Origin of the sequence: Candidatus Clostridium helianthi (assembly GCF_045310795.1) — a bacterium.
In the GTDB taxonomy this organism is placed as follows: Bacteria; Bacillota; Clostridia; order Clostridiales; family Clostridiaceae; genus Clostridium; species Clostridium helianthi.
The window spans coordinates 80,533-105,366 of sequence record NZ_JBJIAB010000002.1 but is presented as its reverse complement, the minus strand read 5'-3'; the positions used below and the strand labels follow the sequence as shown (position 1 = coordinate 105,366).

General features: G+C 27.5%; 22 protein-coding genes and 2 pseudogenes. 21 read left to right on the top strand and 3 right to left on the bottom strand.

The features are described 5' to 3' along the window. Positions 1-149: 149 nt before the first annotated feature. The 3 genes from ACJDTP_RS02170 to ACJDTP_RS02160 form a co-directional block, all read right to left on the bottom strand. Positions 150-1,982: an O-antigen ligase family protein gene (locus tag ACJDTP_RS02170; RefSeq protein WP_406760362.1), complete on the bottom strand. Its 1,833-nt coding sequence runs from the start codon at positions 1,980-1,982 to the stop codon at positions 150-152. A 296-nt stretch (positions 1,983-2,278) separates the two neighbouring features. Continuing rightward, complete coding sequence (locus tag ACJDTP_RS02165; RefSeq protein WP_406760361.1) at positions 2,279-3,415, bottom strand: glycosyltransferase; 1,137 nt, start codon at positions 3,413-3,415, stop codon at positions 2,279-2,281. Then, complete coding sequence (locus tag ACJDTP_RS02160) at positions 3,412-4,836, bottom strand: undecaprenyl-phosphate glucose phosphotransferase (RefSeq protein WP_406760360.1); 1,425 nt, start codon at positions 4,834-4,836, stop codon at positions 3,412-3,414. Before ACJDTP_RS02160 ends, ACJDTP_RS02165 begins: the two co-directional genes overlap by 4 nt. 351 nt (positions 4,837-5,187) lie before the next feature. Between ACJDTP_RS02160 and rfbA the strand changes: the two genes are divergently transcribed. The 21 genes and pseudogenes from rfbA to ACJDTP_RS02055 all read left to right on the top strand — a co-directional run bounded on the left by rfbA (position 5,188) and on the right by ACJDTP_RS02055 (position 24,812). Further along, positions 5,188-6,075 (top strand): glucose-1-phosphate thymidylyltransferase RfbA, encoded by an 888-nt coding sequence (rfbA, locus tag ACJDTP_RS02155; RefSeq protein WP_406760476.1) that lies wholly within the window; start codon positions 5,188-5,190, stop codon positions 6,073-6,075. A gap of 33 nt (positions 6,076-6,108) precedes the next feature. Beyond that, positions 6,109-6,660 (top strand): dTDP-4-dehydrorhamnose 3,5-epimerase, encoded by a 552-nt coding sequence (gene rfbC, locus ACJDTP_RS02150; RefSeq protein ID WP_406760359.1) that lies wholly within the window; start codon positions 6,109-6,111, stop codon positions 6,658-6,660. 166 nt (positions 6,661-6,826) lie between these two features. Continuing rightward, positions 6,827-7,846, top strand: coding sequence for a dTDP-glucose 4,6-dehydratase (rfbB, locus tag ACJDTP_RS02145; RefSeq protein ID WP_406760358.1), 1,020 nt, complete (start codon positions 6,827-6,829; stop codon positions 7,844-7,846). Beyond that, positions 7,833-8,801: a glycosyltransferase gene (locus ACJDTP_RS02140; protein ID WP_406760357.1), complete on the top strand. Its 969-nt coding sequence runs from the start codon at positions 7,833-7,835 to the stop codon at positions 8,799-8,801. Before rfbB ends, ACJDTP_RS02140 begins: the two co-directional genes overlap by 14 nt. A 12-nt stretch (positions 8,802-8,813) precedes the next feature. Further along, a complete protein-coding gene (gene rfbD, locus ACJDTP_RS02135; protein ID WP_406760356.1) occupies positions 8,814-9,692 on the top strand; it encodes a dTDP-4-dehydrorhamnose reductase in 879 nt (292 codons plus the stop codon). Beyond that, a complete protein-coding gene (locus ACJDTP_RS02130) occupies positions 9,661-11,091 on the top strand; it encodes an ABC transporter permease (RefSeq protein WP_406760355.1) in 1,431 nt (476 codons plus the stop codon). The genes rfbD and ACJDTP_RS02130 overlap by 32 nt, the downstream gene beginning before the upstream one ends. A gap of 13 nt (positions 11,092-11,104) precedes the next feature. Further along, positions 11,105-11,824, top strand: coding sequence for an ABC transporter ATP-binding protein (locus ACJDTP_RS02125; protein WP_406760354.1), 720 nt, complete (start codon positions 11,105-11,107; stop codon positions 11,822-11,824). A gap of 38 nt (positions 11,825-11,862) precedes the next feature. Continuing rightward, positions 11,863-13,518: a GT99 family glycosyltransferase N-terminal domain-containing protein gene (locus tag ACJDTP_RS02120; RefSeq protein ID WP_406760353.1), complete on the top strand. Its 1,656-nt coding sequence runs from the start codon at positions 11,863-11,865 to the stop codon at positions 13,516-13,518. Between the two features lie 9 nt (positions 13,519-13,527). Next, positions 13,528-15,783 (top strand): glycosyltransferase, encoded by a 2,256-nt coding sequence (locus ACJDTP_RS02115; protein WP_406760352.1) that lies wholly within the window; start codon positions 13,528-13,530, stop codon positions 15,781-15,783. A gap of 50 nt (positions 15,784-15,833) precedes the next feature. After that, the gene (locus ACJDTP_RS02110; RefSeq protein WP_406760351.1) at positions 15,834-17,231 is read left to right on the top strand and encodes a DUF2142 domain-containing protein; all 1,398 of its coding nucleotides are present in this window, start codon (positions 15,834-15,836) and stop codon (positions 17,229-17,231) included. A gap of 88 nt (positions 17,232-17,319) precedes the next feature. Further along, positions 17,320-17,664 carry an EamA family transporter gene (locus ACJDTP_RS02105; RefSeq protein WP_406760350.1) on the top strand — a complete coding sequence of 115 codons (345 nt, stop codon included), beginning with the start codon at positions 17,320-17,322 and terminating at the stop codon, positions 17,662-17,664. Beyond that, positions 17,664-17,993 carry an EamA family transporter gene (locus ACJDTP_RS02100; protein ID WP_406760349.1) on the top strand — a complete coding sequence of 110 codons (330 nt, stop codon included), beginning with the start codon at positions 17,664-17,666 and terminating at the stop codon, positions 17,991-17,993. Before ACJDTP_RS02105 ends, ACJDTP_RS02100 begins: the two co-directional genes overlap by 1 nt. 31 nt (positions 17,994-18,024) lie before the next feature. Next, complete coding sequence (locus tag ACJDTP_RS02095; RefSeq protein WP_406760348.1) at positions 18,025-19,041, top strand: glycosyltransferase family 2 protein; 1,017 nt, start codon at positions 18,025-18,027, stop codon at positions 19,039-19,041. A 237-nt stretch (positions 19,042-19,278) separates the two neighbouring features. Next, the gene (locus ACJDTP_RS02090; RefSeq protein WP_406760347.1) at positions 19,279-19,554 is read left to right on the top strand and encodes a DUF6444 domain-containing protein; all 276 of its coding nucleotides are present in this window, start codon (positions 19,279-19,281) and stop codon (positions 19,552-19,554) included. A 261-nt stretch (positions 19,555-19,815) separates the two neighbouring features. Next, positions 19,816-20,214, top strand: a complete 399-nt coding sequence (locus ACJDTP_RS28125) for an IS66 family transposase (RefSeq protein ID WP_479723086.1) — start codon at positions 19,816-19,818, stop codon at positions 20,212-20,214. Continuing rightward, a pseudogene (locus tag ACJDTP_RS02080) lies at positions 20,205-20,729 on the top strand (IS66 family transposase); the annotation flags it as partial. The gene ACJDTP_RS28125 and the pseudogene ACJDTP_RS02080, both read left to right, overlap by 10 nt. Before the next feature lie 231 nt (positions 20,730-20,960). After that, positions 20,961-22,556, top strand: coding sequence for an aldolase catalytic domain-containing protein (locus ACJDTP_RS02075; protein ID WP_406760346.1), 1,596 nt, complete (start codon positions 20,961-20,963; stop codon positions 22,554-22,556). A gap of 128 nt (positions 22,557-22,684) precedes the next feature. After that, positions 22,685-23,410 (top strand): 3-deoxy-manno-octulosonate cytidylyltransferase, encoded by a 726-nt coding sequence (locus ACJDTP_RS02070; RefSeq protein WP_406760345.1) that lies wholly within the window; start codon positions 22,685-22,687, stop codon positions 23,408-23,410. 73 nt (positions 23,411-23,483) lie between these two features. Next, entirely contained in the window at positions 23,484-23,633 is a 150-nt protein-coding gene (locus ACJDTP_RS02065; RefSeq protein WP_406760344.1) for a hypothetical protein, read from the top strand. A 393-nt stretch (positions 23,634-24,026) separates the two neighbouring features. After that, positions 24,027-24,596 (top strand): annotated as a pseudogene (locus tag ACJDTP_RS02060) (IS66 family transposase); the annotation flags it as partial. After that, entirely contained in the window at positions 24,597-24,812 is a 216-nt protein-coding gene (locus ACJDTP_RS02055; protein WP_406760343.1) for a transposase domain-containing protein, read from the top strand. Positions 24,813-24,834: the final 22 nt, after the last annotated feature.

Sequence of the window (24,834 nt, the reverse complement as noted above, 5' to 3'; positions counted from 1 at the left end):
TTAGTTTGTTATAGAATATTAGAAAAATATAAACATTCCAAAATTTATTGGATTTCAATGATAGAAGAATTAAATCAAATAAAAAATAACCAAGAAGTAATCTGTATTCCATCTTGGTTATTTAATACTAATCTATTAAGATACAATTATTATTTATTACTTTTCTTACGAAGATTTTCTCTATTCATAAAGTTAATTGCAATACCAACTCCGAAAAGTATCCAAAATATTGGGGCTACGCCTACAACTGAATCGTTAAATATTCCGGCAAATAAGTATCCTATGATACCGAGGCAAGTAATAGCACCTAAAGCTTGATTTCTATCTTCAAAGTTGTTTTTAAGAGCATAAAGCTTTATACTATCAATAATGTAAATAAGCAGCATTGCTATAAATCCAACTAAGGCAATTACACCGTAATTTATTGCTATTTGTAAATAAAGATTATGAGCTTTGTCTACTACTATATTTGGAGTATCATAAGCATAATATTTACCTATTAAATCACCTTGTGGAAAGTCAAACACAAAAGTATCAGGACCAGTTCCAAGTATCATAGTATTTTTTATGAGAGGAAGAGATCTAGACCAAATGTAACCTCTAGAAGATCCTAACTTTTCTTTACCTTTAAATCCAAAGGTTTCGGGAGTTTGTAAATCAATATAATTCTTTGTGCTCATATCTATTAAGTGAAATATTTTGTTGTCATTTAACTTGAATAGGAAAGTTGGTTGATTGTTTATATTTAAGAGAAGTGAGTCGCTGATAACTGACTTCTTATCAAGCTTTCCAAAGGCAAATGTGATATTTTTAAAAGCTTCAATATTTGTTGATAATACTTTACCATTTAAGGAATATGGAACAACTTCACCATTTAAATCTTTAAATACAGGATTACCACTTTCATAAGTTATTTTTAAGGTATCATTAGGTAATACAACTTCTGTAGTTGAGTCAATATACTTAATGTCTTTTACAGGAGTATAATTTGTATAATCAAAATCACTAGTATCTTTAAAAATACTGAAAGCATCTGATGCTAAGCTAGGTATTCTCTTAAAAAGACTTCCTTTAGATGCAAAATTTGCACCAACTATCAATATAATTAAAGCGACAACACCAATTAAGAGGCCTTTCCAACGTTTAATAAGAGGTTTATAAAATATTATAATACCAAATATTAAAGCACCTAATACACCAACAATTCCCGAACGTGCAGTACTTCCAAATAAAAGCCAAAATGAAAGAAGAGTACCAATAAATGATAGTATTTTATACATAACATCATCTTCGAAAATTGTATAACAAAATAAAATAGGTAGAGCAATTGATACAAAACTTCCCATGTAATTATAACTAGCTAAAGTACCATAAATAGTCCCTTTTTCATTAAGTAAATCTATGCCTGAATTTGAACTAGCACCCGCGATAGAAGCACCTAAGGAGGTTTTGATTAAATCTTGTCCGATATATTGGAAAAGGCCTAAAAATGAATTGATAAATACTAGAATCAAAAGCGGAGTAATAATATACTTATAATTATTAGTAGTTTTAAAAGTATAAAGTGAGTATAAAAAGAGAATTATGTAACAAGCAATAGTTATAAACCCTTCAGCTCTATCAAATATTCCCCAAAAGGATACTTGGCTATATTTTGAAAATATTGCAGATAGAAATGTAAAAAGTGTAAATACGCCACATGCGATTAGAATATAGTTAACTAACTTATCTTTTCTACTGAATATTTTCTTGAAGAAAATAACACAAGTGATAATTAATATAATGGAAAATATCATTAAAAGAAGAGCTTTTCTTTGAGAAAACAAATCTGTTTTAACTGCAACACCCCATATTTTAATTGCATTTTCATCAAGTTTAACAGCTGCTACTCGAACTATTATAGGTACAATACTTAATATAAATGCAATAGGTAAAAAAAAGTTAAAGGACTTTTCATTAGAATTGTTTCTGGAATTTGTCATTTTCTACACATCCTAATATTTTTATTTTTGTAATTTACAAATGTTAATATGTAATATTATAGCATTCCGAAAAGTCTATTGCAATAAACCAGTAAAGAACAAGGGAAGTGCAATTAAGTTCTTTTGCTAAAAGAAATCAAGGTACAGTAAAATGTAATTGTTAATTATAGTGAAGCAATATGCAATTCGAATTTTTTGCCTAGTATGTACTTCTTCTAACATAACTAAAAATTAAAAGAATATAAAAATGAGAATTATTATTTTCGGTTTAATTTCAAAAATAATAATTCTCATTTTTATAAGTGCAGATCATATTCGTTTAATATTATACGGACAGTATTAGATAATACAGAGTCTAAAGAGTATTTTTTTGATAATTCAATGCTTTTAATATGCATTCTATATTGCAAATCTGTGCTTTTATAGATGTTTTTTATATAGGAGCAAAATTCGTCGATATTATTGTAGTTAAATAAAAATCCATTTTCATTTGGTATGACTAAATCTATATGTCCTTTCACTTTTGAAGCTACTATAGGCAGTCCAACAGACATTGCTTCCATAATATTAAAAGGTAATCCTTCAATACGGCTTGAAGAAACACATATGTCAGACATTTGATAATATGTACAAGTGTCTTTAGTATAGCCAGCAAAAAAAACATTATCATTAATACTTAAGCTCTGAGTGTATAGCTTTAACTCATCTAAAAACTGCCCATCACCAAGAAAAAGCAGTTTTATATTTGAAAAGCCTTCTCTAATTAGTTTATTCATTGAATCTATTAGAAATTTTTGGTTCTTTCTTTTGGAAAATTCAGCAACGTAAATTAAAATAAAGTCTTTTTCTGAAAAGTTATGGCTATTTCTAAGAGCAACCTTACATTTAGATGAAATGGATGGAAATGAGTCTGGATCGATTCCCATCCCATTAATTAAATATAAATTATCTTTATATAAGTTGTATTTTTTAGCAATATCATAATCTAATGAATTCATAACAATAATAATGTTTGTAACGCACTTGGTCAGTTTTTCTGCTAAGATCATAATATGTTTTTTAAAAAAGGAACTATTGTAATCAAATAGATAACCATGAACTGTGTTAACTACTAGCCTAGGCTTTTTTAAGCATAGTATTATTCCAAACCTTGCAAAAAAAGCAGCCAGAGATGTATGAATAATTATGATATCGTAATTATTATTGTTAATTATCTTTGCTATTTTTAAAGATAAATAGAAATTTTTAAGTGAAAACATACTTTTTTCAAAAGGAACAGATATAATTTTATCAGCATATAAGATTTCAGATTTATTATTTAGTTTTCCCATAACATGAACACTATGCCCGAGATCTTTAAATTTCTTTAAATAAGGGATATGAAAGTTTTCTATATGTGATAGTGTTGATGCTATAAAAAGTATTTTTTTCATAATTGAACTCCGTTATTTTCAATATTTTTAGGATTATTATGTTTTATAATCTGTTCATTATTCTTAAATCCTTTAAAGGCAGTTCTGAATAATATGTTTATATCCATTAATATGTTCCAATTTTCAATATAATATATATCAAATTCAATACGCTTTTTTATTGATGTATCGCCTCTATAACCATTTACCTGTGCCCAACCAGTTATTCCAGGCTTTACTTGATGTTTAACCATATAAAGCGGAATCTCATCCTTAAAGTTTTCAACAAAGTGAGGAAGCTCAGGTCTAGGACCTACTAAACTCATATCCCCCTTAAGAACATTAAAAAACTGTGGTAATTCATCAATGGAAAATTTGCGAATAAGAGATCCAAACCTGGTTTTTCTTGGATCATTATTAGTACTCCATCCTGTCTCTTCTTCGTTGTTGACCCTCATAGATCTAAATTTATACATAGTAAATAAATTTTTATTTAATCCAACACGTTGTTGTTTAAATATTATAGGCCCTTTCGAAGTTAGCTTGATAATAATTGAAGTAATAAGCATTATAGGACTTGTACATATTATTAAAACAAGAGAACATATAATATCTAAAGATCTCTTTATAAAAGCATTTCCTAAATTGTCTAGAGGTATTCTTCTAAGATTTATTAGAGGTATATTTCCAATCTGATCAATGTAAGGCTGACTTGGTATGTACTTGTAGCAGAAAGGTATTATGGAAATCTTGGTTCCGCTTTTTTCACAATCAGATACTACTTTTTCAATATGTTTTGCATCAGAAATATCTAATGCGCAAACTACCTCATCAGGTTTATATTTATCTAAGACATTGCATAAATCTCTATATTCTCCTAGTTTTTCACCTTCAAAATTTGAATTATTCGCTACATAACCAGAGTAATTATATCCGAAGCTTTTATTACTTTTTATGACATTCAGATATTCATTTGCAACTTCGCCAGCACCAACGATTATAACGTGTTTTAAGTTCATACCATTAGTTCTCATCCTTGATAGAATTCTTCTTAAAAGAAATCTTTTAACTATAACTAGCATTATGTTTACAAAATAAAAAATAACTATAACTAATCTTGAAATATGTACTAATTTAAATATAAATAATAGTGATAACAAGATAGCTGTAAGAACAGTATTTGACTTTATAATTTTATTACATTCTTTTATAAATGAAGTTGTTCTAAAAGAATGATATAAGTCAAAAAGGTTAAAAGTAATAAGATTTATTGGAATTATAACAACAGAAAATTCTATATATGTAATTAATTTAATGTAATCTGTATCAGGTGAAAATACATAAAAACGAATTAAATATCCTAAAGTCATTGAGATAAACAAGATTACAATATCTGAAGTGGCATTAACTTTATTTAAAAGACTTTGGTTTTCCTTTATCATTTCTATCCATCCTTTTTGCAATATCATTAAATCTTACTATTAGCTGTATGATAACATTTTGTCAGAAAGTTTGCAATAAAGCATAGGTTTTACTTTGAGCCTTACATATTAAAATTATGTATTAGCTGAAATAAGTACCAGTGCATAAATATTGTAAAATCCGTTTATTTATATTGTAGAATGTGATAAAATTGGGGATAGAATGTGAAAAAATGTATAATTTTAAATTAAGTTAATTATTTATAATTTGTTATTAAGTTAAAAACTTGGAAAGTAAACATTGTATAGATTATTATAAATCATGCATATTTTAAAATTTAAATATAAAATTAAGGCTCAATGAAAGAAGTGATGATTTTGACAAAAGGTATAATACTTGCGGGTGGAAGCGGGACAAGACTTTATCCACTAACTATGGTAACTTCAAAACAATTATTACCAGTATATGATAAGCCTATGATTTATTATCCATTATCAACTTTAATGTTAGCAGGAATCAAGGATATATTAATAATTTCAACACCTAATGATCTACCTAATTTTGAAAAGTTATTAGGTGATGGATCTAGATATGGAATCAATTTATCTTATAAAGTTCAACCATCTCCGGATGGACTAGCTCAGGCTTTTGTTTTGGGAGAAGAGTTTATAGGAAATGATAATTGTGCAATGATTCTTGGAGATAATATATTTCATGGAAATGGACTCAAAAATCATTTGAAAAAGGCAGTAGAAAATGAAGGTCGTGCAACAGTTTTTGGATATTATGTAGATGATCCAGAACGATTTGGTGTAGTAGAATTTGATATTAATGGAAAAGCTGTATCATTGGAAGAGAAACCAGATAATCCAAAATCTAATTATGCTGTAACAGGGCTTTATTTTTATGATAATAAAGTATGTGAATATGCAAAAACTTTAAAGCCATCTCAAAGGGGAGAATTAGAGATTACAGATTTAAATAAAATTTACCTTGAACAAGGAAACTTAGATGTAATAACCCTTGGAAGAGGATATGGATGGCTTGACACTGGAACAGTAGATAGTTTAACAGAAGCTTCAGAATATGTAAAAGTAATTGAAACTAGGCAGGGACTTAAGATAGCTTGTTTGGAAGAGATTTCTTATAAAAATGGCTGGATAGATAAGAAAACATTACTTAAAAGCGCAGAGCAATATGGAAAGAGTCCTTATGGACAGCATTTGAAGAATGTTGCAGATAATAAAGTTATTTATTAATTGCTAATTGCACATTGAAAAGAGGGATACATAATGAATTTAATAAAAACAAAATTAGAAGGTGTTTATATAGTAGAACCACAAGTTTTTGGAGATGAAAGAGGATGGTTTATGGAAACTTACTCTAGAATAAAAACACCAGAAATTGCTTGTGACTTTTGTCAAGATAATCAATCATATTCAAAGGGTAAAGGGATACTTAGAGGAATTCATTTTCAAAATGGTGAAAATGCTCAAGCTAAGTTAGTGAGATGTGTAAAAGGAGCTGTATTAGATGTAGCTGTAGATTTAAGAAAAGGATCACCTACATACAAAGAATGGGTAGCAGTGGAGCTGTCAGCAGAAAACAAAAAGCAATTATTTATACCTAGAGGCTTTGGACATGGATTTTTAACATTAACTGATAATGTTGAGTTTGTCTATAAAACTGATAATTATTATAATCACGAAAGCGATAGAAGTATAAAATTTGATGACCCTGAAATTGGTGTTGAATGGGGAATAGAAAATCCTATCCTTTCTGAAAAAGATAAAAAAGCACCATTACTTAAATATAGTGATTGTACATTTATATATAACAAATAATTAATAATAGACTTAAAGAATTGACAGTTGATAACGTACAATTGGCAATGTAGGGTGGAAAGCTTGTAGTTTTTCTGAAAAATTAAATTTAAGAAGTTCAATGGAATTTAATCCTAAATAGTCGATTGTCAAATTTCAATTGCACATTGAAAATGGAGTGTGGAAAATGAAAATAGTTGTAACAGGTGGAGCAGGGTTTATAGGCGGTAACTTTGTTCACTATATGATTAATAAATATAAAGATTGTAAAATTATCTGCGTAGATGCGTTAACTTATGCTGGAAATATGGAAACACTCGTATCAGTTAAGGATAATTCTAATTTTAGCTTTTATAAAATAGATATAGCTGATAGAGATGCAGTATATGATATGTTTGAAAAAGAACATCCAGATATGGTGGTTAATTTTGCAGCTGAAAGTCATGTGGATCGTTCTATTGAGAATCCAGAAATATTTTTAAAAACTAATATTATGGGTACGGCTGTTCTTATGGATGCTTGTAGAAAATATGGTATAAAGAGATATCATCAGGTATCTACAGATGAAGTTTATGGAGATTTACCTATTGATAGACCAGATCTTTTCTTTACAGAAGAAACCCCAATACACACATCAAGTCCATATTCATCAAGCAAGGCATCTGCAGATCTTTTAGTTGGTGCATATCATAGAACATATGGATTGCCAGTTACAATTTCAAGATGCTCAAATAACTATGGACCATATCATTTTCCAGAAAAACTAATTCCGCTTATGATAGCAAATGCATTAAATGATAAGGAATTGCCTGTATATGGGACTGGAGAAAATGTACGTGATTGGCTCTATGTTGAAGATCATTGCAGAGCAATTGATTTAATAATTCATAATGGAAGAGTTGGAGAAGTTTACAATATAGGTGGACATAACGAACGTACCAATCTAGAAGTAGTAAAAACAATCATAAGAGAACTTGGAAAATCAGAAGAGTTAATTAAATATGTAACAGATCGTAAAGGGCATGATATGCGTTATGCAATAGACCCTACTAAAATTCATAATGAACTTGGTTGGCTTCCAGCAACAAACTTTGACGAAGGGATTAAAAAGACTATTAAATGGTATTTAGATAATAAGTCTTGGTGGGAAAATATAATCAGTGGTGAATATAAAAACTATTATGAGAAAATGTATGGAAACAGATAAACCTTTAGTGTCTATATTATTAGCTGTCTATAAGCCCAATGAAGTATGGTTTATTGAACAGCTGATTTCTTTAAATGAGCAAACTTATAAAAATATAGAACTATTAGTTTATGATGATTGCCCTGAGTTTCCTACTAGTGAAGAATTAATAAAAAAGCATATAACAAGTTTTCCATATGCGATAGTGAAAGGTCTTGAGAATACGGGATCTAATAAGGCTTTTGAAGAACTTACAAAAATGGGGAATGGAGAATTGTTTGCGTATTGTGATCAAGATGATATTTGGGAAAATGACAAAATAACTATAATGGTAGAAAGATTTTTAGATAAAGATGTAACCCTCGCGTGCAGCGATCTTTCTATAATCGATGAATATAGTAAAAAAACGGCGGATAGCATAACAGAAATAAGAAAAAGGCATAAGTTTAAATCGGGATATAGTCTTGCCAAGGAACTATTAATAACTAATTTTGTTACTGGTTGTGCAATGATGGTTAGAAGAGATATAGCATATGAAGCAATACCATTTGAAAGTACTTTAATTCATGATCAATGGATTGCTATTATAGCAGCATTAAACGGGAAAATAGATTTTATAGATAAAAGTCTGGTAAGATATAGGCAACATAGTTTTAACCAAACTGGAATCTTAGCGGGAATAAGTGATAAAAAGACATATTATAATATGAGGATAGAAAAGTTTCTTGAGTGTTTTACATCGTTGCAAAAAAGATTAGTAGACGAACAAGAAGTTAAGGAAGAAATATATAAGTGCTTACTATGGATTAGAGCCAGAAAAAGGTATTTCAATAATCCATCAATTAATGATCTGAAAATTATGATAAAGTACAGAAGATTTCATAAGATCTCCATTCTAGTGGAGTTTATACTACCTTTTTTACCAGAGTTTATATTTAAATATATTGTTGCTTTGACTAAAAAAGGGATATTATAGGAGTGAAAAAATATGATTTTAGTTACTGGAGCCAATGGGCAACTAGGATTTGATGTTATAAAAGAATTAAATAAAAGAAATATTGAATGTTTAGGAATTGGAAGAGAAGATTTAGATATTACAAATAGTAACGATGTTTATGAGTATATTCTAAATTTAAAGCCACAATGTATTATACATTGTGCAGCATATACAGCTGTCGATAGAGCAGAAGATGAAAAGGAAATTTGTTATAATGTTAATGTATTGGGAACAGAAAACATAGCAAATGCTTGTAAGAAAATAAATTCTAAAATGATTTACATATCTACAGATTATGTATTTAATGGTCAAGGAGATATTCCTTTCGAAGTAGACGGAAGTATAGGACCACTTTCTGTTTATGGAAAGACTAAATATGAAGGAGAGTTAAAAGTACAAGAAATTTTAGATAAATACTTTATAATTAGAATATCATGGGTTTTTGGAGTAAATGGTGATAATTTCATCAGAACAATGCTTAGATTAGGTATGGAAAAGGAAAGATTAAATGTTGTAGCTGATCAAATAGGAAGTCCTACATATACGGTAGATTTAGCCTCACTATTATGTGATATGGCTTTAAGTGAAAAATATGGAGTATATCATGCAACTAATGAAGGTTTTTGTTCATGGGCAGAGTTTGCTAGTACGATTATGAAAAAGGCGAATTTAAATTGCTTAATAAATTCTATTCCAACTAAGGAATATCCAACAAGGGCTGTAAGACCTTTAAATTCAAGGCTTTCAAAAAAAAGTCTTATGGATGCAGAATTTAAAATTTTACCAATATGGGAGGATGCATTAGACAGATATTTGATAGAATTAAGAGGAGAAAGAAATGAAAGGGAAGATAAATATAAAAAAAATTAGTATTATATTAACCACATTTTATTTAATTGTAGGAACATTATTCTATTTTATAGGTGGAGAACAACTTCGCATAGGTAAAAGTAATAGCAGCTTATCGTATCAAATTGTGGATTCTCCAGTAGGGGAAATATTAAATAATACTAAGATCGAGCAAGATTTTTCAGTAAATGCTGATATTATAAATGGAATTAGTTTAAAAGTGGCTACTTATGCACGTATAAATAAAGGAAATTTATTTGTTAATTTAATAGATAAACAAAGTGGAAGTAGTTTATTTAATCAAGTAGTAGATGTTTCTAATCTAAAAGACAATAGTGATTTCTTTCTTAACATCAAAGATAGGATAAATGGTGTTAAAGGAAAAGAATTAGCATTAATTATAACTTCTGATATATCTGATAGTAATAATTCTGTTACATTATATACTGCAAAAGACACTAACAACTTTCCGCTTTATATAAATGGAAAGTTAAATCAGAATAATTTATCATTTTCAGTTGAATGCGGTGAAAAATTGTGGTTTGGAGAATATTATTGGTTTATATTTGTAGCAGGACTTCTTTTATTAATAACATATATAATTAATTTGATGTTGAAACAAAAAAATGAAAAACAGAGTTTAAGTCTTAATATAATTACGGCATTTGTAAAATATAAATTTTTATTACGCCAACTAGTTGAAAGAGATTTCAAAACAAAGTATAAGCGTTCTGTACTAGGAATATTATGGAGTTTCTTTAATCCACTTCTTACAATGCTTGTACAATACATAGTTTTTTCTACAGTATTTAAAAGCGATATACCTAATTTTCCAGTATATTTATTATCTGGTGTGGTTGTATTTAACTTTTTTTCAGAAGCTTGTGGAATGGGACTTATGTCTATAATAGGCAATGCATCTTTGATAACAAAAGTTTATGTACCTAAATACATTTATCCGATATCTAGAGTATTTTCATCTGTAATTAACTTATTACTATCTTTAATACCTTTATTATTTGTAATGTTGATTACAGGCACAAAGATAACTTTTTCAATACTCCTTATGCCATTTGGGCTTATTTGCACTCTGTTATTTTGTATAGGTATGGCATTTATTTTGTCTTCTGCTATGGTTTTTTTTAGAGATACTCAATTTTTATGGAATGTAGTAAGTTTGTTATGGATGTATGCAACACCATTATTTTATCCTGAAACTATTATTCCAGATAAATTTAGTTTTATTTTAAAAATAAATCCAATGTACCATTTTATTAGATTTATAAGAATTACTATCCTACAAGGAGTATCACCTGAACCAATTGCATATTTGTACTGTATAGTTTTTTCATTGGCAACTCTTTTAATTGGAGCATTAGTGTTTAAGAAAACCCAAGACAAATTTGTATTAAATTTATAAAGAGGTAGTAAGAATGATAAAAGTTGATAATGTATGTATGACGTATAAAATGTCATATGATAGAATAAAAAGTATAAAAGAATATCTTATGAGCTTTATAAAGGGAAAGTTGAAATATGAGGAATTTCATGCTTTAAAGAATGTGAGCTTTGAAGTTAATAAAGGCGAAGTTGTCGGTATCATAGGAAGAAATGGTGCCGGAAAAAGCACTATATTAAAGGTTATATCTGGAATATTAAAACCTACAAAGGGAGCGATTACGGTAGATGGAAATATTGTACCAATGCTTGAGCTAGGTTCTGGGTTTGACCATGATTTAACTGGTAGGGAGAATATTTTCTTAAATGGAGCAATATTAGGGTATTCAAAAGAATTTTTGCTAGAAAAGTATGATGAAATAGTGGCATTTTCTGAATTGGGAAAGTTTATTGATGTACCTATTAGAAATTATTCATCTGGTATGCTTATGAGGTTAGCTTTTTCTATTGCAACTGTAGTAAATCCGGAAATATTGATTGTTGATGAAATTTTAGCAGTAGGGGATGATAAGTTTCAGGAAAAAAGTAAGGCCCGGATGTTAGAACTTATGAGTGGTGGTACAACTGTGCTTTTCGTTTCACATAGTTTAAGCCAAATTCGGGAAATGTGCAACAAAGTGGTTTGGCTTGAAAATGGAACAGTTAAAATGTGCGGAGGTACTAAGGAAATATGTGATGAATATGAAAAAGGATAACATCAAATTAAATTTAATAAGATATAGGGGGCGTAAATATGATAGTACCATTTGTTTTTAGTCTCAACCCTGAAAAAAGATTTGAATTGGATTGGGTATATTATAAATTTACATCATTTTGTTGTAAATATGACTATCCTATTATTGCTCAAGAAAGATATGATTTTTCTATTCATGATCATTTTGTTAATAATAAAGTTTTTTTAGATGAGCCACAACATAATTGGACAGATGTTATTTGTTTTCGTGAAGAACAAGATAAGTATATAGATAAATATTTTATTCCAGAGAGTATAAGCAATACTATTATAAATAAATATGGGTCAGAAGAAAGTGCTTATATTAATTATTTAATAGGAGAGAACTTAGAATTAGAAGCTTTTTTAGATGAGACAATATTAAAAATAGAAAAGAAGTATGAAAGAAAAATAACAGCTTTTTTAAATTGGAATACCAGTGAAAGCTTAAAGAAAGTTGCAGATAAACATGGCATAAAAGTTATACATCTCGAATTGGCACCTGTACGAAAATATAACTATTTTCATTTAGGTTACTTTGATTTTAAAGGTGTCCATACAGTAAATAGCTTAGAGGAACAGTATTATGATTTTGCTAAAAAGAATATTGATTTACCCATGTTATCAAATAAAGAACTTTTAGCATTATTTTTAGATAGGGAATATTTGGAGTATGTATATTTATTAGAAAGAGAACCAGAATTTAAAATTGGAGTAGTATCGTCAGGTAAAAAAAATTATTTTGATATAGTTCGAAACAATTGTGATAGTAATACACTTTTAACTAAAACTGTCGAAAATTTTGATGTGAAAGATATATTGTTTAGATTGCACCCAGCTGATCCGTTAAAAAAACAGTTAAAAGGAGAATTGGATAATAAGTGGAATTTTGATGATTCAAGATCATCTTTGGAGTTTATATTAAAATGTGAAAGTATTGCAAATATCTCATCTAATATGGCATTTGAAGCCATGTTGTTAGGAAAGAAAGTTTACAACTTAGGAAAGTCACCATATCAATTTTGTAACCTTAAAGATTTTGATGATAAAAGCGAATTTAAAAATATTAATAAATTCCTCAATTTTGTATTATTTGGATATATGATTCCATTTACATTCATAAATGATGCTCAGTATTTATTATGGAGATGCAGTGAACCAAATATAGAGGAAATTTATCTAAAGAATTTTAGGTATTATATAAATAAATTAAATATAGACGAAAAAATACTATTAAATAAATCAGACAAGAGATTGCAATTAATTTTAGATAAAAAGGGATTTTCATTAAAGAAATCTGCTGAAAAGTATTTTTTGTGTATTCAAGATTGTCATGCTAAGACTGAGCAATTAAGTGAACAATGTAATAAAATTTCGAATTACATTTCTCTTAATAATCAATTACAAACAGAAAGTAATAATTATAAAGAACAAATACGAAAGCTAAGTGAAGAGAAAAATTATCTTTATAAACAAATAGAAGAGTCAAATAATGAATGCCAAGTATTAAGAAAACAAAATGCAGATTCATTAGTTATTATTAATGAACTTGATAAAGAAAAAAACGATATTTTATTAATGTATAATAGTATTTCTAATAGTACAATTTGGAGAATTACTAAACCATTAAGAGATATATTAGATTGTATAAAAAAATTAAAAGGAAAAGGGTTTTAGGTGGTGTTTATGGAACGTTTAAAAATGCTTATACAAAAGAGTACTGATACTCTAAAGAATGATGGATTAAAAACTCTGATTAAAAAAATTATAAATTATATTAAAAAGTGTAGAAACATTGAAAGAAAAAGTGGTTTGGATAAACAGTTTCTTGATGTATTATTTATTAATGGCTGTTTTTTACCACATCCATCAAGATATAGAGTTTCTCATCAAAGAGAGCAACTGTTAGCTGGAGGAATGTTGTCTGACGAGATTTTCTATGAAGATGTTTCTTTAAATTTAATAAGAAATTATAGAGTTTTTATATTTTTTAGATGTCCGATTACAGATACTATTAGGGATTTTATTAAGCTTGCAAAACAACATAATAAAACTGTTATTTTTGATATTGATGATCTTGTTATTGATACTAAATATACAGATTCTATTAAGTATTTAAAAACTTTAAGTCCGGAAGAAAAAGCGAATTACGATAGTGGTGTAAACAGAATGAAAGAAACACTATGTATGTGTGACAGTGCTATAACTACAACTGAAAGGCTAGCTAAGGAATTAAAAAATTATGTTCCAGAAGTTTATATCAACAGAAATACGGCATCTAATAGGATGGTTGAACTTTCAAATAATGCTGTTTATAGCAGGGATATATTGCCTTTCAAGGATATTAAATTGGCTAAAAATAAAAAAGAACAAAAAGAAATTATTTTAGCACAAAAGAAATTTGAGAGCCAAAATACAATAAAAGTTGGCTATTTCAGTGGAAGCATAACTCATAATGATGATTTTACAATGATATTACCTGTTATAAACAGGATAATGAAGGAAAATTCTAATGTAGAGTTGCATATTATAGGTGAATTAGATATACCAAATGAATTACAACCATTTAATGATAGAGTGATTGCTAATCCTTTTGTTGATTGGCAGAGGCTTCCTGAGCTAATTGCTAGTGTGGATATTAATATTGCACCAGTTGAACAAAGTGTATTTAATGAGGCAAAATCTGAAAATAAATGGGTTGAAGCTAGTTTGGTTAAGGTTGTTACAGTAGCAAGTAACGTTGGCGCTATGAAGAAAATGATTTCTCATGGAGAAACAGGATTTTTATGTTCTAATAATGAAGAATGGTATGAAGCTTTAACTAAATTAATTAATAATTCTGATTATAGAAAACAAATAGCAGAAAATGCATATAAGTATACTTATAAAAATTGCATTACTACATATACTGCACATCATTTTACAAAATACATTAGAAGCAAAATGAAGCCTAATATAGCCTTTGTATTACCATCTGTGCAAACGAGTGGTGGTGTATTAGTGGTTTTGAAGCATTGCCTTATCTTAAAAGAAGCTGGATTTGATGTACTAATTATAAATGAAGGATTTGAAAATAAAAATCTTCAATATGAAGGAAAAGAAATATTATGTTTTTCTAAACATGAAGTGGCTATTCATGGAAGCTTTGATAAATGTGTTGCTACTCTTTGGGCTACACTAGACTTTTTATTGTTGTATCCCCATATTAGGGAGAAATATTACATAGTACAAAACTTTGAAACAAATTTTTATGAAGATGGTGAATATTTTAAATTAAAGGCTAATTCAACATATTGTGATAATCATGATATTAAATATATAACTATTTCTAAATGGTGTGAAGAGTGGTTAAAATCAGATTATGAAAAAGAATGTAAGTTTGCACCTAATGGCATAAATTTATCTAGGTTTACTAGTGTTGAAAGAGATTTTACTAGAAAAAAAATAAGAATATTAGTAGAAGGAAATAGTGATGACTATTATAAAAATGTAGATGAAAGTTTTAAGATAATTGATAAATTAGATAAGAATAAATTTGAAATATGGTATATGTCTTATCAAGGAAAACCAAAGGAGTTTTATTATGTTGATAAGTTTTTACATAGAGTTCCTAATGAAAAAGTAGCTGATGTGTACAAACAGTGTCATATACTAATTAAATCAAGTATTTTAGAAAGTTTTTCATATCCACCTTTGGAGATGATGGCAACTGGAGGTATTTCGATTGTTGCTCCTAATGAGGGGAATATAGAATATCTTGTTCATAAAGAGAATTGTTTATTGTATGAACAAGGTAATATTGATATGGCTGTTGAATTTATAAACCAAGTTTGTGAAGATATGGTTTTGCGTGAAAATTTAATTAAAAATGGCTTAGAAACTGCTAAATCAAGGGATTGGGAAAATATTAAGCAAGAAGTTTTAGAACTATATACAACTTAATAATTTTAATATAGTACAGAAAAAGTATATTGGATTAAAGGAGGAAATTAATGAATATAATTAGAGATAAACTTCATAATTATTTTTTTAGTATTGCAGTAATACTTGGTGTAGTTTTAATAGTATTTGGACCACCAATGAGTGTCCCGGATGAGCAAGCACATTTTTTAAATGCATATTCAATAGCAGATGGGCAAATTTTTCTTCAGAAATCTAATGATCAATTAGGAAAATATTTTCCTAAGAATGTTATAACTTTTGCTAATGAGAATGGTAGCAAGTTTTTGGGGATAGATAGTCCTAAATATAATTTTAAAGATTATTATTATAATAGTTATTTGATAGCAGAAAATGAAGGGAAAGTATTTTATAAATATTTCAATCAAAATATAACTCCAATTTCATACATTTTTTCATCACTAGGAATTTTTGTAGGTAAGATTTTGCTGCCACAGCAGTATGAATTACCTTTTAATCTGTTATTGTTTGGTAGAATATTTAATTTTCTGTTTTATGTTATTACAATTTATTTTGCAATTAAGATAACACCATACTATAAGAATACACTATTTTTGTTAGCACTTATGCCAATGAGCGTATATTTAGGGGCATCTGTATCTTATGATGCATTACTTATACCATCAGCATTTTTACTTTTCGCATATATATTAAAATTAAGAGAATCAGAAAGTATATTGGTAAAAGATATTATTATAGTTTGTAGTATTTTATTTATATTATTTGCTGTAAAGCAGGCATATGCACATTTTGTTTTGGTACTATTAGCAATTCCAGTGAAAAGCTTTGATAATAGAAAGCGTTATTATAAAATTATATTTATTGCAGGTCTAGTATGTATTATTGGGTTCGCTCTTGGTCAGATAAATAATTTATTAGCTATAAATATTGGTCAAACTGTGGATGAAAAAATAACTTTACAACAACAATATTTAAATAATAATATCGGAATAATGATTCCATTAATAATTAGAAGTTTTATGAAGTATAAATTATTTTATTTTAATGGAATAGTAGGAGTATTTGGCCAGTTAGATACTAATATTCCATTTACTCTGATTATTATTTTTGCTATCATTTTACTTTGGGTAATAATTATTGATAGTTGTAATGCTGCTAAAATATCAATTAATTTTAAATTACTTGGAATTATATCGCTACTAATATTTATATATTTTTCATTTAGAGCAATGTATATAAATTGGACACCATTAGTAGAATCATTATATGGAAATACAATAACAGGAATTCAAGGTAGATATTTTATTCCAACAATACCTTTTGTAAGTGCAGTATTTGCTAACAATTTTTTTGGAAAATATAGCTTAAACAATAAATTGTTGTTATATAATACAAATTTGGTTTATTATACGGGTATATTGTTTAGTGTTGTAACTGGCTTAACAATAATATTACGTTATTGGACCTAATTAAAAAGTAATTAAATATGAAAAATACTATTTTTTAATGTTATAAAAAACTAGAGGAAATTTTAATTTTTATAAAGGAAATTAGATGATGAATTCAATATATGTATCTTTAAAGAAAAATAAATATGGAATACTACTTATGATTATCTCTTCGATATTTGTATGTGTTGGACAATTATTTTGGAAGTTGTCAACAAATGATGGCGTTATATTTTTATTAGTTGGATTTTTCTTATATGCTATTGGTGCTTTAATGATGATTATTGCATATAAGTTTGGAAGTTTATCAGTATTACAACCAGTACTAAGTCTAAATTATGTGTTAAGCTTGATATTAGCACAAATAATATTGAATGAAACAATAAATTTAACAAAAATTATTGGCGTAGTTATTATAATATTGGGTGTGGTTTTAATTGGAGGCGGTGATTAGTGATATATTATCTTATATTAATTGGTATGACTATTATGGGATCAGTTGCTGCCTTATTTCTAAAGAAGGCCTCACAATTTACATGTTTAAAACAATTAATTTTAAATATAAATTTGTATATTGGTGGAGTATTATACTTTTTATCAGCTTTATTAAATATATATTTATTACATTTTTTGGAGTATTCAATTGTATTACCTTTGACATCAATAACATATATTTGGACAATGATATTATCATATCTTGTTTTTAAAGAGAAAATAACAATAAAAAAGATTATAGGTTTAGCATTAATTTTTGCTGGAGTGATTTTAATAACAGTACTTTAGTATATTAGATTATAATTTGGGAGGAAAATATATGAAAGTAGCAATATTAATTCCGTGTTATAATGAGGAATTAACAATAGGTAAAGTCGTAGATGATTTTAAGAGAGAAATACCAGAAGCAGATATATATGTATATGATAATAATTCAAAAGATAATACTTCTGCAGTTGCAAAAGAACATGGTGCAATTGTAGTAAGTGAATACCGTCAGGGTAAGGGTAATGTTGTAAGGTCTATGTTTAGAGATATAGAAGCAGACATTTATGTTATGGTTGATGGAGATGATACATATCCAGCGGAATTTGCAAGAAAGCTAATGAAACCAATAATTGATGGACAAGCTGATATGGTTATTGGAGATAGATTATCTAATGGTACATATGAAAGTGAAAATAAAAGAGCGTTTCATAACTTTGGAAACAAATTAGTTCAATCCCTTATAGGCGTATTATTTAAAAATGAAATAAATGATATTATGACAGGATATAGAGCATTTAGTAGATTTTTTGTAAAAACAATGCCAATTCTAAGTGATGGATTTCAAATAGAAACAGAAATGAGTATACATGCATTAGATAAAAAATTTTTGTTGAAAGAAATTGCAATAGATTATAGAGATAGACCAAAGGGAAGTGAATCTAAACTTAATACAGTTAGCGATGGTTTTAGAGTATTGAATATGTTAATAGATTTATTTAAAAACTATAAGCCTATGGCTTTCTTTAGTATAATAGCATCTCTGTTATTTATTTTGGGACTTGGATCCGGAATTCCTGTTATATGTGAATTTATCGATACTAGATATGTAAGCAAAGTACCTTCAGCAATTTTAGCTGTTAGTTTAATAATAATATCTATATTGTCACTTACATGTGGGTTTATATTAGACACTATTGCTAAAAATAATAAAATGCAATATGAAATGTATTTGAATACATATAAACAACAAATAATAAAATACAATAATATAGATATTAACCAAGAAATACAATTAACTAATACTCAACATAATAGTAATGCTGACAATAATACTTTCCTAAATATTTAATTTATAAATAAATTAAAAGATGAAATTATGAAGTACTTAGGATTTATTTTATGGAATATAGAAAATTAGGTAAATTTATGAAATTTATCTATATTATTAAATTTTTGTAACTATTCAGCTATTAAATCAATTTAAGTGTCTATGTTATTATTAAATTCTAAAAAACTTTCTATTATCAATAGTTTTTGGTATTATAAAATCTGTCTTTCAAAAACTATTGATAAGGTGGTGATGTCCGTGAGCGAAGGCAAAATAATTGAGATTTATAATAAAGGTATTTCTGAAGTAATAAATGTTATTAAAACTTTGTCTAATCAAATAAAAGAACAAAGTGCTCAGATCGAATCACTAACATCTCGTGTTAAATCATTAGAAAGCCAAGCAAATAAAAATAGTAATAATAGTAGCAAATCTCCATCGTCAGATGGTTTCAAAAAGAAAACTAAAAGTTTAAGAACTAAATCAGGTAAAAATCCTGGTGGACAAGAAGGTCACGAAGGAACTACTCTTTAACTAAGCGATAATCCTGATGAAATAAAAATACATGGTGTTTATAAGTGTCATATATGCGGAGAATCCTTACAGGATGTAACTCCGGAAAGGCATATTATCCGTCAATTTGTAGATATACCAGAGATAAAAGTTAAAGTTATTGAGCATAGAGCAGAAATTAAAAAATGTCCAAAGTGTAGACGAAAGAATATCGGTAAATTTCCAGAGGGTATAACCAATACCGTCCAGTATAGTGAAAAGGTAAAAGCTATAGCGTTTTATTTGACACAGTATCAATTAATTCCTTATAAGCGTGGTTCAGAACTTATTGATGATATGTTTGGTATAAAATTAAGTCAAGGTACAATAGTTAATTTCAATAAAGGTTGTTATTATGCTTTAGGGCCTATAGAAAATAAGATAAAGAATTCAATTACAAATGATGCTGGAGCCATACATTTTGATGAAACTGGAATCTATATAGATAAAAAACGTCAGTGGTTACATGTAGCTTCAAATGATAAATACACTTACTATCAAGCACATGAAAAGTGTAGACAAAAAGTTATAGATGAAATAAATATTTTACCTAACTTTACCGTAACGGCAGTCATGACTGCTTCAAAACTTATAATAAGTATTCTAATTGTGATCACGCTCTACGCAAAGCTCATATTTTGAGAGAACTTAACGGTGCATCAGAATTAGAAAAACAAGCTTGGGCAGAATCAATGAAAAATTTATTAATCGAAATAAAGAAAGAAGTAGATTTGAATTGGAATACAGCTAACGCTTTAATCTTAGATAAAATTGAAGCCTTTGAAAAAAGATATACTCAAATATTAGAAGACGGCTTCAAAGAAGATTATATTGCAAATAGTGTGACTTACGCTAAAAACATAGTAAAGAAAAGTACTAGTCTTAATTTATTAAACAGGCTAAGTGTTTATAAAAATGAAATACTTTCTTTTATGTATGACTTCGATATACCTTTTGATAATAATCTAGCAGAGCGTGATCTGCGAATGACTAAGGTTAAACAAAAAATCTCTGGAACATTTAGAAGTCTGGAAGGTGCAAATTCATTTACTAGAATTCGTGGATATGTATCCACGGTTCGTAAAAATGGATTGAACACTCTTGATTGCATAAAATCTATTTTTACTATGGTTCCAGTTGACCCGACCTTATTTTAGCTAAGATATTTTAGGGGTATTAGTTAAGTTAATACCTCTAGTTGTTGTATCTAAAATTATATTGGAAATGAATTTTATTACTATAGCTGAATAGTTACAAATTTTTTTGTATTTTAAAAGAAGAATAAATATGTGTATAATATAATTAGGTATAGATTATGAGTAAGATTTTATAATAGTTGAATAAATAGATGAGAATATTTTAAATAAAAAATGAAGAGGATAAATTCAATGAGGAATATAAAGATACTAGATTGTACATTAAGGGATGGTGGATATATAAATAATTGGAACTTTGATTCGTTTAATATGAATAGAATAATAAAATCTTTAAATGAATCAAATGTTGACATAATTGAATGTGGATATTTAAATAAGTTTATTAGGGATAAAGAAAAAACAATTGTTAATAATATTCAAGCGCTAGAAGAGAGAATTAAAGAATTTGATATTAACAAAGATTATGTAATAATGATTAATTATGGAGAATATGATTTAAATAATTTGGCTCAAGTAACAGCAGAAAGTAAGATTACAGGGTTAAGAATCACATTTAAGAAGAATCAATTAAAAGTGATGTTTGATGATGTAAATATTCTTATATCAAAGGGGTATAAAGTATTTATACAACCAATGGTCACTCTTAGTTATACAGATGCTGAAATTTTACAATTAATTACGGTATGTAATAGGTTTGATATATACGGAGTGTATATAGTGGATAGTTTCGGAGCTATGAATTCAAATGATATAAGAAGATTAGCATATCTTTTTAACCATAATTTAAGAGAAGGTATTAGAGTGGGGTTCCATGCACATAATAACTTACAATTAGCTTATACTAATGCATTAGAGTTTATAAGTATGTTTCAGAATAGAGATGTAATAATAGATTCATCTATTTTTGGTATGGGAAGAGGTGCTGGAAATTTACCAACTGAATTAATAACTGAACATTTAAACAAAAATTACGATAAAGAATATAACATAGAACCAATATTAGATATTATAGATAAATATATAAATAGAATATATTCAGATAAATATTGGGGATATTCTATATCATATTATATATCAGGAGTATGTAATTGCCATCCAAATTATGCTTCATTTTTAGTGAATAAAAATACATTAACAATAAAGAATGTTCAAAGTATTTTGAAAGATATACCAGAGGATAAAAAAGTTGAATTTGATAAGGAGTACATAGAAAAACTTTATATAGATTTTAACTCTTCTAATATAAGCAATTACACAGATTTAGTTGACTTTAAAAAAGATATTACTCTTAAAGATATATATATAATAGCATCAGGAAAAAGAGTTTTAGAAGGTATAAAAAAAATAAATAAAGATAAAAATGCTACACTTATTTCTTTAAATTATATTCCGAGTTTCGTATCTGTGGATTATTGTTTTTTTAGTAATCAAAAGAGATATAATGAATATAAGGAAAAAAATAAAACTATAGATTTATCAAAAAGTAATCATAAATTTATTTTTACATCAAACATTAAGCATGATGAAAGTGATGCGATTGTAGTATCATACAATGAACTTTTAGGAAAGGTTGAGGGCGCTAAAGATAATTCTATAATTATGATATTGAATTTATTAATTAAGCTTAATATAAATAATGTATTTATATGTGGTTTAGATGGATATGGTGGAAATGCGAATTATATTGATGAAAATATGAATTTTAGTTTTAAAAACAGTGAAATGAAGTTAAAAAATACGGAAATATTGAAACAGATAAATAAATTGAGAAAAGTAATGGAAATGTATTTTATTACTGAAAGTATTTTTGACAGTAAGGGTAAATAAAATATAACAATACTATTATTAAAGAGATATAGATGAGATATTATTTATTTAGTGTATTTAAGTTATAATAAAATTAATATATTCTAATATAATATTAGAGTTTAAGAACAATGAGGAGATGTAATTATATGAATATTATTGGGATAATACCTGCTAGATATAAATCATCAAGATTTGAGGGAAAGCCACTTGCTGATATACACGGAAAGCCAATGATATGGTGGGTGTATAATCAAGCAATAAAGGTAAAAGAGTTTTCTAGCGTGTATGTGGCTACAGATGATGAGCGTATAGAAAAAGTGTGTGAAGATTTGGATATAAATGTTATTATGACTAGTGATAAACATCCTACTGGTACAGATAGGGTAGGAGAGGTTGCGAGAAAAATAAAAGCTGATATTTATATAAATATTCAAGGCGATGAACCAACTATAAAGCCTGAAACAATAAGAAAAGCAATTGAACCATTTTATAATGATTCTAATGAAATACTGGTTACTAACATGATGACAGAAATTAAAAAAAGTTATGAAATAGTAGATAATACAGTACCTAAAGTGGTTGTAAATAAAGAAGGATGTGGCGTGTTTTTATCAAGATTACCAATACCGTATCCTAAAGGGGGGGATTGTAAATATTATAAGCAAGTATGCGTATATGGTTTTACTCCAAAAGCATTAGAGTTTTACTGTAATTCAGAAAGAGGAAATATTGAGTCAATAGAAGATATTGAAATATTAAGGTTTATTGAAGCTGGGTATAAAGTTAAGTTTATAGAAACAGATCATGATACAGTTGCAGTAGATACAAAGAAAGATTTAGAACGTGTCAGAAGAATAATAAAAAATATTTAGCAAAAACATTTGTTAAGAAATAGATTCAAATAAGAAATGAATTTTTAAAAAAAGTTAAAAAATAAGGTGAAATATGAAATTTAAAGATAAATTAAAGGATGTGAGTAATATAATATTTGATTTCAATAGTGTTATAATAGATTCTATTCATATAATAGCTGAAGGATTTAGAGAAATATTCAGTAATTACAATGAGAAGTTAATTGAAAAACTAATTAAATAATATGCAGAATCATTTAGTAAAATAATGGAGTACAAACTAACATCAAAGCAGATATTAATATGAAATACAGTCTATTTTATAAAGGACGATTATTCGAAATATAATTTTCACATTTCGTCAGAATCAGAAGAAAAGTAATTATCGCATATATGTAATAGCTTGGAAGTATATAAGTATTTTTGAACAATAAATGGATTTTTAGAATGAAAAGATGTATTGGGGAAAAATTGAATTAATGAAAATAATTATTGCTTAAGTGAAACTATCTTAGTGGAGATTTAATAAATGATCATAGAGCAACAGAAATTAAAATATGAAGGATAAATTACTAAAAAGAAATTATATACATGCTGATGAAACATACCTGAAGGTTATTGAAGAAAACGGAAAAGATTCATGTGGTTATATTGCCCCGGAGGCATTGAAAATCCAGTAATTCTATATCATTATCAAAAAACAAGATCTGGATCTTGTGCAGAAGAATTTCTTGAAGGATTTTCAGGATATCTTCAAACAGATGGATATGAAGGATATAATAAAGTCAAAAACATAAAAAGACTATATTGTATGTCTCATATTCGAAGAAAATTCTTTGAAATAATATCACCATTAAGCCCTGAAGCCTTAAAGCAATCACATGCACTAGAAGGGTTTAATTATTGTGAATAACTTTATGCAATTGAAAAAGAACTGAGGGAACAATATATCGATAGCGATAATTATTATGATGAGCGACATACAATAAGACTTATAAAATCTTCACCTATTCTTAAGAGTTTTCAAGAATATGTAGATGTTGAAATTGTTAATGCTCTACCTAAAAGTCATTTAGGTAAGGCTCTTGCTTATGCTCAAAAACTATTACCTTATATGAGAACCTTTCTGACAAATGGATGTCTTGAAATCGATAATAATTCAGCTGAAAGAGCTATAAAGCCATTTGTAATCGGCAGAAAAAATTAGATGTTTTCCAAGACAGCAAAAGGTGCAAAATCAAGTGCACTTCTTTATAGTATTGTTGAAACGGCTAAAGCCAATGGCTTAGCAGCGGAAAAGTATTTAGTATATTTATTTGAAGCGTTAGCAAATTCAGAAATTAAAGAAATGGACCTGCTAGAAAAGTGTATGCTATGGTCAGAAAACATTCCAGATCAACTGCATGTTAAGACTACCAAATAGTTTTTTACATATAAAATTATAC

Coding starts and splice junctions, on each gene's coding strand:
- ACJDTP_RS02110 (WP_406760351.1), top strand. CDS start 15,834: ATGAATATAATTAGAGATAAACTTCATAATTATTTTTTTAGTATTGCA.
- ACJDTP_RS02075 (WP_406760346.1), top strand. CDS start 20,961: ATGAGGAATATAAAGATACTAGATTGTACATTAAGGGATGGTGGATAT.
- ACJDTP_RS02140 (WP_406760357.1), top strand. CDS start 7,833: ATGGAAACAGATAAACCTTTAGTGTCTATATTATTAGCTGTCTATAAG.
- ACJDTP_RS02055 (WP_406760343.1), top strand. CDS start 24,597: ATGTTTTCCAAGACAGCAAAAGGTGCAAAATCAAGTGCACTTCTTTAT.
- rfbC (WP_406760359.1), top strand. CDS start 6,109: ATGAATTTAATAAAAACAAAATTAGAAGGTGTTTATATAGTAGAACCA.
- ACJDTP_RS02105 (WP_406760350.1), top strand. CDS start 17,320: ATGAATTCAATATATGTATCTTTAAAGAAAAATAAATATGGAATACTA.
- ACJDTP_RS02165 (WP_406760361.1), bottom strand. CDS start 3,415: ATGAAAAAAATACTTTTTATAGCATCAACACTATCACATATAGAAAAC.
- ACJDTP_RS02170 (WP_406760362.1), bottom strand. CDS start 1,982: ATGACAAATTCCAGAAACAATTCTAATGAAAAGTCCTTTAACTTTTTT.
- rfbD (WP_406760356.1), top strand. CDS start 8,814: ATGATTTTAGTTACTGGAGCCAATGGGCAACTAGGATTTGATGTTATA.
- ACJDTP_RS02120 (WP_406760353.1), top strand. CDS start 11,863: ATGATAGTACCATTTGTTTTTAGTCTCAACCCTGAAAAAAGATTTGAA.
- ACJDTP_RS02115 (WP_406760352.1), top strand. CDS start 13,528: ATGGAACGTTTAAAAATGCTTATACAAAAGAGTACTGATACTCTAAAG.
- ACJDTP_RS02070 (WP_406760345.1), top strand. CDS start 22,685: ATGAATATTATTGGGATAATACCTGCTAGATATAAATCATCAAGATTT.
- rfbB (WP_406760358.1), top strand. CDS start 6,827: ATGAAAATAGTTGTAACAGGTGGAGCAGGGTTTATAGGCGGTAACTTT.
- ACJDTP_RS02160 (WP_406760360.1), bottom strand. CDS start 4,836: ATGATAAAGGAAAACCAAAGTCTTTTAAATAAAGTTAATGCCACTTCA.
- ACJDTP_RS02095 (WP_406760348.1), top strand. CDS start 18,025: ATGAAAGTAGCAATATTAATTCCGTGTTATAATGAGGAATTAACAATA.
- ACJDTP_RS02065 (WP_406760344.1), top strand. CDS start 23,484: ATGAAATTTAAAGATAAATTAAAGGATGTGAGTAATATAATATTTGAT.
- ACJDTP_RS02130 (WP_406760355.1), top strand. CDS start 9,661: ATGAAAGGGAAGATAAATATAAAAAAAATTAGTATTATATTAACCACA.
- rfbA (WP_406760476.1), top strand. CDS start 5,188: ATGATTTTGACAAAAGGTATAATACTTGCGGGTGGAAGCGGGACAAGA.
- ACJDTP_RS02125 (WP_406760354.1), top strand. CDS start 11,105: ATGATAAAAGTTGATAATGTATGTATGACGTATAAAATGTCATATGAT.